The sequence below is a fragment of the Evtepia sp. genome (genome assembly GCF_056797215.1).
Genome location: NZ_JBQILM010000051.1, coordinates 1 through 7,682 on the forward strand (window position 1 = coordinate 1; position 7,682 = coordinate 7,682).

General features: G+C 54.5%; 4 protein-coding genes, 1 pseudogene and 1 riboswitch. All 5 genes and pseudogenes read left to right on the forward strand.

Annotated features, from left to right (window positions below):
* Positions 1-179 precede the first annotated feature (179 nt).
* Positions 180-830, forward strand: coding sequence for a hypothetical protein (locus ACTOZL_RS09675; RefSeq protein ID WP_482478168.1), 651 nt, complete (start codon positions 180-182; stop codon positions 828-830).
* A gap of 79 nt (positions 831-909) precedes the next feature.
* The gene (locus tag ACTOZL_RS09680; protein WP_482478169.1) at positions 910-1,431 is read left to right on the forward strand and encodes a hypothetical protein; all 522 of its coding nucleotides are present in this window, start codon (positions 910-912) and stop codon (positions 1,429-1,431) included.
* A 261-nt stretch (positions 1,432-1,692) separates the two neighbouring features.
* Positions 1,693-4,629 (forward strand): acyl-CoA dehydratase activase, encoded by a 2,937-nt coding sequence (locus tag ACTOZL_RS09685; protein WP_482478170.1) that lies wholly within the window; start codon positions 1,693-1,695, stop codon positions 4,627-4,629.
* A 2-nt stretch (positions 4,630-4,631) separates the two neighbouring features.
* Complete coding sequence (locus ACTOZL_RS09690; protein ID WP_482478171.1) at positions 4,632-5,939, forward strand: 2-hydroxyglutaryl-CoA dehydratase; 1,308 nt, start codon at positions 4,632-4,634, stop codon at positions 5,937-5,939.
* A 366-nt stretch (positions 5,940-6,305) separates the two neighbouring features.
* A riboswitch (cyclic di-GMP riboswitch) is annotated at positions 6,306-6,398 on the forward strand.
* A 120-nt stretch (positions 6,399-6,518) separates the two neighbouring features.
* Positions 6,519-7,682, forward strand: a pseudogene (locus tag ACTOZL_RS09695) (hypothetical protein); the annotation flags it as partial.

Genomic DNA, 7,682 nt, shown 5'->3' on the forward strand with positions numbered 1-7,682 from the left:
CTTTTTTCTCAAAACGTGTATACTTTTTCTTTTCTGCCGGGATATATAGAGTAGAAGCATCAATCGCAGACCCGCTTTTGTAGGAATCGAAAGGAGGAAGATTCCCATGCAGATCGTATGCTCGACCTAGCCGAACAGAATAGACTGCAATTTATATTGCGGAAAAAGGAGTTTTACTTATGAAAAAGAAATTATTATCCCTCTCCCTGTGTCTTTGCTTGGCGCTGTCGATGGTGGTTACCGCCTATGCAACCGATACCAAACCTATCATTTCCGACGAACAATATCAAAACTATCTGGAAATCGCAGAACAGGTAGGTGAGGAACGGGGAATTGATATCACTGTTTATCCCGAATCGGAAATGGATAAAGCCTACACTGACACAGAATTTGAAGCCGAAATGCAGGAATTTTGTGATGTGATAGACTCTATAAAAAGTGGAAGTTCCATCACTCCCCTCAGTAACCCGAGTCCCGGAGGGGTAGGCATGAAGTCATTAGAAGTAAGTGCCCCAAAAAATCTCGCATCTGGGTATTATCTGTGGAGACTAAACTGTTCGGTAAGAATAGGATCTGGTAACGGGTACTACAAATTTGATGCAGGAACAGCGTCCATTGATTATATCACGCTTCTAAGGTTCCCTAGCGGGTACAGTTCTACAACAAATAATGATTCTAAATCTGTATTAAATTCATCTAATCAACAAATTCTTCGACGGTCCGTTAACATTTTTCGGAATGGCACTGCAGTTGCAACTGTAACATTTGAAGCTACATTTGTTTTAAATACCGAAACCGGAGTTGTCACACTGCGAGGCAAGGCCCTATAACCTACTATTGCTTAAAGCAGACAACCATATCCCCCCAGCCATATCCGCTGGGGGGATATGCCAAAACAGGAGAACCATCATGAAAAAATATGTGATTTCTGCGGTACTTGTCATTGCCGTCATTGCCGCCGTCTCTTGCTACTTCCTCCTCACTAGGGAACCGGAGCCAATCTCTATTGAATATGGGGACAACGGTGTTATCTCGGCCGATGTTTGCATCCCATTAGAAAACACTACCGGGAACATTCAGTGTACTTTTTCCGCTAAATTCCAAACAGAAGAGGACAGCGCGTCTGGCGGGTATATCGTCAGCGATATCGTTGAGCACAAGTTTGATTTCCAAGATACCACCGCACACAAGTTTAACTTCAAAAAAAAGCGCTTCCAGTATTCCTACATGTATACGGATACATTGGAAACACAAACCCACAGCGATGGGCGCTTCACCCTCACCCAAGCCATGGATCTCGTTACCCATGGTGTCGCGATAGGGAATGTCTTGGCAAACGCGGAATTTCTCCTAGATCCCTCCTCCGGAAAACTGAGTGTGGTATCTTCCTCTGCTGTATATACTCCGTTTCCCGACCCTGAGCCCGAGTGACGCTCCCAGGGGCAAGCTGCTTTGTCAAGTCATAAATATCCAAAAGCCTCCGTAGAAAAAATGCGGAGGCTTTTGTTCTTTTTTGTCTCACTATAGTATTTCTTTACTTTCTTTCCTCCCCTGGCACAAGTTTTTTGTTGTTTTTCGACACACCCTCTTGTATAATAGGTGTAAAAAATCCGGCAGTCCTATTTTTGTGGGACTGTCTCCCGTCTTGCTCTCATATCAATAGCCAGAGCAAGCTGTTTTTCGAGGTGTACTATGCTGCGTATCGGAATCGACATTGGCTCCACCACAGTGAAGGTGGTGGTGCTGGATGAACAAAACAAGCTCCTGTTCCGCTCCTATGAGCGGCACTATTCCAAAACCCGGGAGCGCACCTGTGAGACCTTGCGGACCCTCCGGGGCCTGGGCGGGCAGGCGGTCCAGCTCATGGTCACCGGCTCCGCCGGGCTGGGGGTGGCCAAGGCCGCGGACCTGGGCTTTGTCCAGGAGGTCTACGCCACCGCCGCTGCCGTGCGCACCCTGGACCCCGGCACCGACGCGGTGATTGAGCTGGGGGGCGAGGACGCCAAGATCATCTTCTTCGGCAACACCCTGGAAGAGCGGATGAACGGCTCCTGTGCCGGGGGCACTGGCTCCTTCATCGACCAAATGGCCACCCTGCTGAATGTGACGGCGGACGAGCTGGACGAGTTATCCTTAAAACACGAAAAAATCTACCCCATCGCCTCCCGCTGCGGGGTGTTCGCCAAGAGCGACATCCAGCCCATCCTGAACCAGGGCGGGCGGAAGGAGGACATTGCCGCCTCCATCTTCCAAGCGGTGGTAGACCAGACCGTGGCGGGCCTCTCCCAGGGCCGGGAGCTCACGGGGAAAATTGTCTTTCTCGGTGGCCCCCTCCACTTCATGAAGGGCCTGCGGGAGCGCTTCGTGGACACCCTGGGCCTGGACCAAGACCACGCCATCTTCCCCAAGGACGGGGACTGCTACGCCGCCATCGGCGCGGCCCTGTGCGCCAACGACCAGCCTCCCCGTCCCTTTGAGGCGCTACTGAGCAGCTTGGAAAACGCCGCCAGCAGCACCCAAGCTGTGGACGTGATGCCCCCCCTGTTTACCAAGCAGTCGGAATACGACGCGTTCTCCGCCCGGCACAGTGCTATGTCTGTCCCCCTGGTGGCGCTGGACAGCTACAGCGGGGACGCCTATCTGGGCATCGACGCCGGGTCCACCACCACCAAGCTGGTGCTCATCGACCCGGAGGGGAACATCCTCCACAGCTTCTACCACTCCAATCAGGGCAACCCGGTGCGCATCGTCCTGCCCCAGCTTCAGGAAATTTACCGCCTGTGTGGGGAGCGGGTGACCATCAAGGGCGCCGCTGTCACTGGCTACGGGGAGGACTTAATCAAAAACGCCTTCTCCTGCGACCTGGGGCTGGTGGAGACCATGGCCCATCTGAAAGCCGCCCAGCACTTCAACCCCAACGTAGATTTCATCATCGACATCGGCGGTCAGGACATGAAGTGCTTCAAAATCCGCCAGGGGGCGGTGGACTCCATCCTGCTGAACGAGGCCTGCTCCTCTGGCTGCGGCTCCTTCATCGAGACCTTCGCCAAGGCCCTGGAATACTCCATCGGGGACTTTTCCAAAATGGGCCTGTTTTCCAAGCATCCGGTGGACCTGGGCTCCCGCTGCACCGTGTTCATGAACTCCTCGGTGAAGCAGGCCCAAAAGGACGGGGCCAGCGTGGAGGATATCTCTGCCGGGCTGTCCATCTCCATTGTGAAAAACGCCATCTACAAGGTGATCCGGGCGGCCTCCGCCGACGACCTGGGCCAGCACATTGTGGTCCAAGGAGGCACCTTCCTCAACGACGCGGTGCTGCGTTCCTTCGAGCTGGAAATCGGCCGGAACGTCACCCGCCCCACCATCGCCGGGATGATGGGGGCCTATGGGGCCGCTTTGGCCGCGCTGGAAGCAGGGCTGACGGAATCCACCCTGCTGTCCCCCCAGGCCCTGGAAACCTTCACCCATGAGGCCAAGCCCACCACCTGCAAGCTGTGTACCAACCACTGCTCCCTCACCGTCAACCGCTTCGACGGCGGGCGGCGTTTCATCTCCGGCAACCGCTGCTCCCGGCCCCTGGGGCAGGAAAAGGCAGAAATTCCGGACCTGATGAAGTTCAAATACGACTACCTTCGCTCCCTAGAGGGCAAGGGCAAGGGGGACGGCTCCCGGGGGCGCATCGGCATCCCCTTCGGGCTGAATATGTACGAAAACCTCCCCTTCTGGTTCACCCTGTTCACAGAGCTGAACTTTGAGGTCACCCTCTCCCCTACCTCCACCCGGAGCCTGTATATCAAAGGCCAGCGGACCATCCCCTCGGACACCGTCTGCTATCCCGCCAAGCTCCTCCACGGCCACATCATGGCCCTGCTGGAGGACGGGGTGGAGACCATCTTCTACCCCTGTATGTCCTACAACTTCGACGAACAGCTGTCGGACAACCACTATAACTGCCCCGTGGTAGCCTACTATCCGGACCTGCTGGGGGTGAACATCCCCGCCCTGGAAAAGGTCCGCTACCTCCACCCCAACCTAGGCCTTCACCGGCCCAAGGATTTTGAAAAGAAGGGGGCCGCCCTGCTGGCGGATACCTTCGGCATCCCCAAGCGGGAGAGTGTGAAGGCCATCCGCAAGGCCTACCGTGCCTACGACAGCTTCCGTACCCTGGTGCGGGAGAAGGGGGAGGAATATATCCACTGGGCCAGGGAGCAGGGGAAGAAAATCCTTGTGGTGGCCGGACGGCCCTACCACATGGACCCAGAAATCAACCACGGCATCAACGACCTGATCACCTCCTTCGGCTTCGTGCTGATTACGGAGGACGCGGTATTCCACCACATGGACAAACAGCCCCGGCAGGTGCTGAACCAGTGGACCTACCACGCCCGGATGTACAACGCCGCCCGCTACGTATGTACCCAGCCAGATATGGCGTTCATCCAGCTGGTGTCCTTCGGCTGCGGGGTGGACGCCATCACCACCGATGAGCTCCGGGCCATCCTTGAAGCAGGCGGAGACCTGTACACCCAGCTGAAAATCGACGACATCTCCAACCTGGGGGCGGTGAAAATCCGCATCCGCAGTCTCATTGCTGCCCTGGAAGAACGGGACAAGAGAGGAGGGCAATGACCATGGCAAAATTGGAATATGACAGCACTGGCCGGCTCCTTTTCACCGAGGAAATGCGCAAGGAATACACCATTCTGATCCCCCAAATGCTCCCGATCCACTTTGGCTTTTTTGCAAAGCTCCTGGAACGCAACGGGTACCGGGTGCGTATCTTGAACAACGACAGCCATGCCGTGGTGGAGTCCGGCCTGAAATACGTCCACAACGACGCCTGCTACCCCGCCCTGCTGGTGATCGGCCAGATGATTGATGCCATCCAAAATGGAGGCTATGACCCCCATAAGGTGGCCCTGCTCATCACCCAGACGGGAGGGGGGTGCCGGGCCTCCAATTACATCCACATGCTCCGCAAAGCCCTGGAAAAGGCGGGGCTGGACTATATCCCCGTCCTCTCCCTCTCCTTCGGCATGGAGAAAAACCCAGGCTTCCACTGGACCCTGGGGCTGATCCGCCGGCTCATCTACGGCATGATGTACGGCGACCTCATTATGAACGTGGCCAACCAGACACGCCCCTATGAGCTCAACCCTGGGGACACCACCGCCAAGGTGGAGTTCTGGACCTCCGAGCTCCTGAACCGCTTTGACCAGGGCAAGGGCATGTCCCGGAAGCAGATGCGCGGTATTTTGGACGAAATCTGCGCCGACTTTAAGTCCATCCCCATTGAATGGGAGCCCAAGGTCCGGGTGGGGGTTGTGGGGGAAATTTACATCAAGTTCTCCTCCCTGGGCAACAACCACCTGGAAGAATTCCTCCTGGAAGAGGGTGCGGAACCGGTGGTGCCTGGGCTGACGGATTTCCTCATCTTCAAAATCTACAACCGTATTTCGGACATCGAGATGTTCGGCGGGAAGATGACCAAACACGCCCTGTGCAAGGTCTTTATGCACTATGTGGAGCAGTGCCAACAGGATATGATCGCCGTCCTGCAGCACCGGGGCTTCCGGGCCCCAGCCCCCTTTGCCCAGCTCCACGACTTCGTCCGGGGCTACCTCAACGACGGCTGCAAGATGGGTGAAGGCTGGTTGCTGACAGCGGAAATGCTGGAACTCATCCACAGCGGTACCCCCAACATCGTCTGCGCCCAGCCCTTCGGCTGCCTCCCCAACCACATCGTGGGCAAGGGGATGATCCGGGTACTCAAGGACGATTTCCCAAATTCCAACATCGTGGCCGTGGATTACGACCCCGGCGCCACCAAGATCAACCAGGAAAACCGCATCAAGCTCATGCTGGCCAATGCCAAGGATATGGCCCGGGCAGGAGCGGTCCCTGTCCCCGAAGAGGAAGAGACCGCCGTCCCTGTGTGAGCTGTTAGCACATCCCAAAAGGTTCCACTTTTGGGATCGTCTGTCAGAAAACCCACTCGCTTGTCGAGTGGGTTTTCTGTGTAAAAAAGAAGCTATCAAAAGGTATACTTTTTGATAGCTTCTTTTTCGTAAGCATTATACCATGAAACTCCTTCGTTTTCAAGAGAACTTTCCGTCTTTTTGCCCATAGTATTCAGGCCCATTTCCCTATATCTTTCCCTCCATAAATTTTGTCAAAAAGTATACTTTTTGACACTTCTGGACATTTTTCTCTGCAGCACAAGCAGAACATGAGGGGAGGAATATGGTGAGTCCACCGGTACACTCCCCCGCTGCCACTGGCGTCGCTGGCAGCGGGAGGCTTTCACAGGCGCTTGGCAAACCATTGGAAACGATGGGACGCAAAGCCTGAGGCTGAGGTGCTGGGTTCCCCGGCGCGATGCTCGTTCGGTTGCAATTTGGCAAACCGCTGGAAACGGCGGCAACGCAAAGCCTGAGGCTAAGGGGCCTCTTGGTCCTATGCTCGTTCGGCTACCGGATCCTTTGCGTCCGATTTCTTGCAAAGAAAGGAAGATAACAATGAAGAAGAACCTGTGTAAGCGTTTGCTTGCCCTGTTCATGGCCCTATCCTTGTGTTTGGGTTTGTGCTGTACGCCTGCGTTTGCTACGGATACCGGTATCGGTGGCACTGACAGTGGCAGCGCCGGCAGCAGCAACACTGATAGTGACAGCGCTGCCAGCGACAACACTGACAGCAGCAGCACTAATAGTGGCAACACTAGCAGTGATAGCACTGATAGTGACAGCGCTGTCAGCGACAACACTGATAGTAACAGCACTGACAGCGACAACACTGACAGCGACAACACTGATAGTGACAGCGCTGTCAACGACAACATTGACAGCGACAACATTGACAGCGACAGCACTGGCAGCGACAACATTGACAGTGACAGCACTGACAATGACAACACTGACAGCAGCCAGGATCGCCCCAACAAGGCTCCGATGCGGGCTCCTGCCCAGACTGGGGAAAGTGGCTCCAATGACCCTGAAGAAACGGCCTCTGAGTCTTCTGCTCCCAGCGCCAAGGACGACTATATTTACGTGTATCTCAACGCAGAAAAAGTCGATCCCAAGGATCCCCCTAAAGTCAATGCTGAAAATCCAGGTAGTAGTGATGACGTCCTGGACGCTTTCAAGGATGCAAGTGCAAAACTGACTGAACAGGATCAAAAGGTCAGCAATGCCCAAAGTGAATATCTGGATGCACTCAAGGAACTGGGTAAACTCGAAAAGGTTGATAAGCCTAACGAGAACCCTGCTCCATTTACGGATCAAGAACCTCAGCGGCCTGCATCCTTCTCAGAGAACGCACCTGAGAAACCTGACATCCTAAAGGGTCCCACACCTGGAACCTCTCCTGAAGAAGGGGAAAGCCGTGCCGACTATGAAGCTAGAGTTGAGGCATATAACAAAGCCGCCGAGGCGTATAACCATGCGGTATCTGGCTACAACAGTGCAGTTGAGCAATACAAGGAGGACTTTGAAGCGTATTTGGTGCAAGCCCAAGCATACAACACTAAGTTGGATGAATATAGAAACAAGGTCAATGCATATAACAGCGCTGTTGAAGCTTATAACTGTCAACGCCAATTTGAAATTGTAAGAAAACGCCGAAGAAATTTTGTAGTTTTTCGGCGGGGGGGGGTAACAAAACTAAGCGTTTCCTTGCTCAAAAAG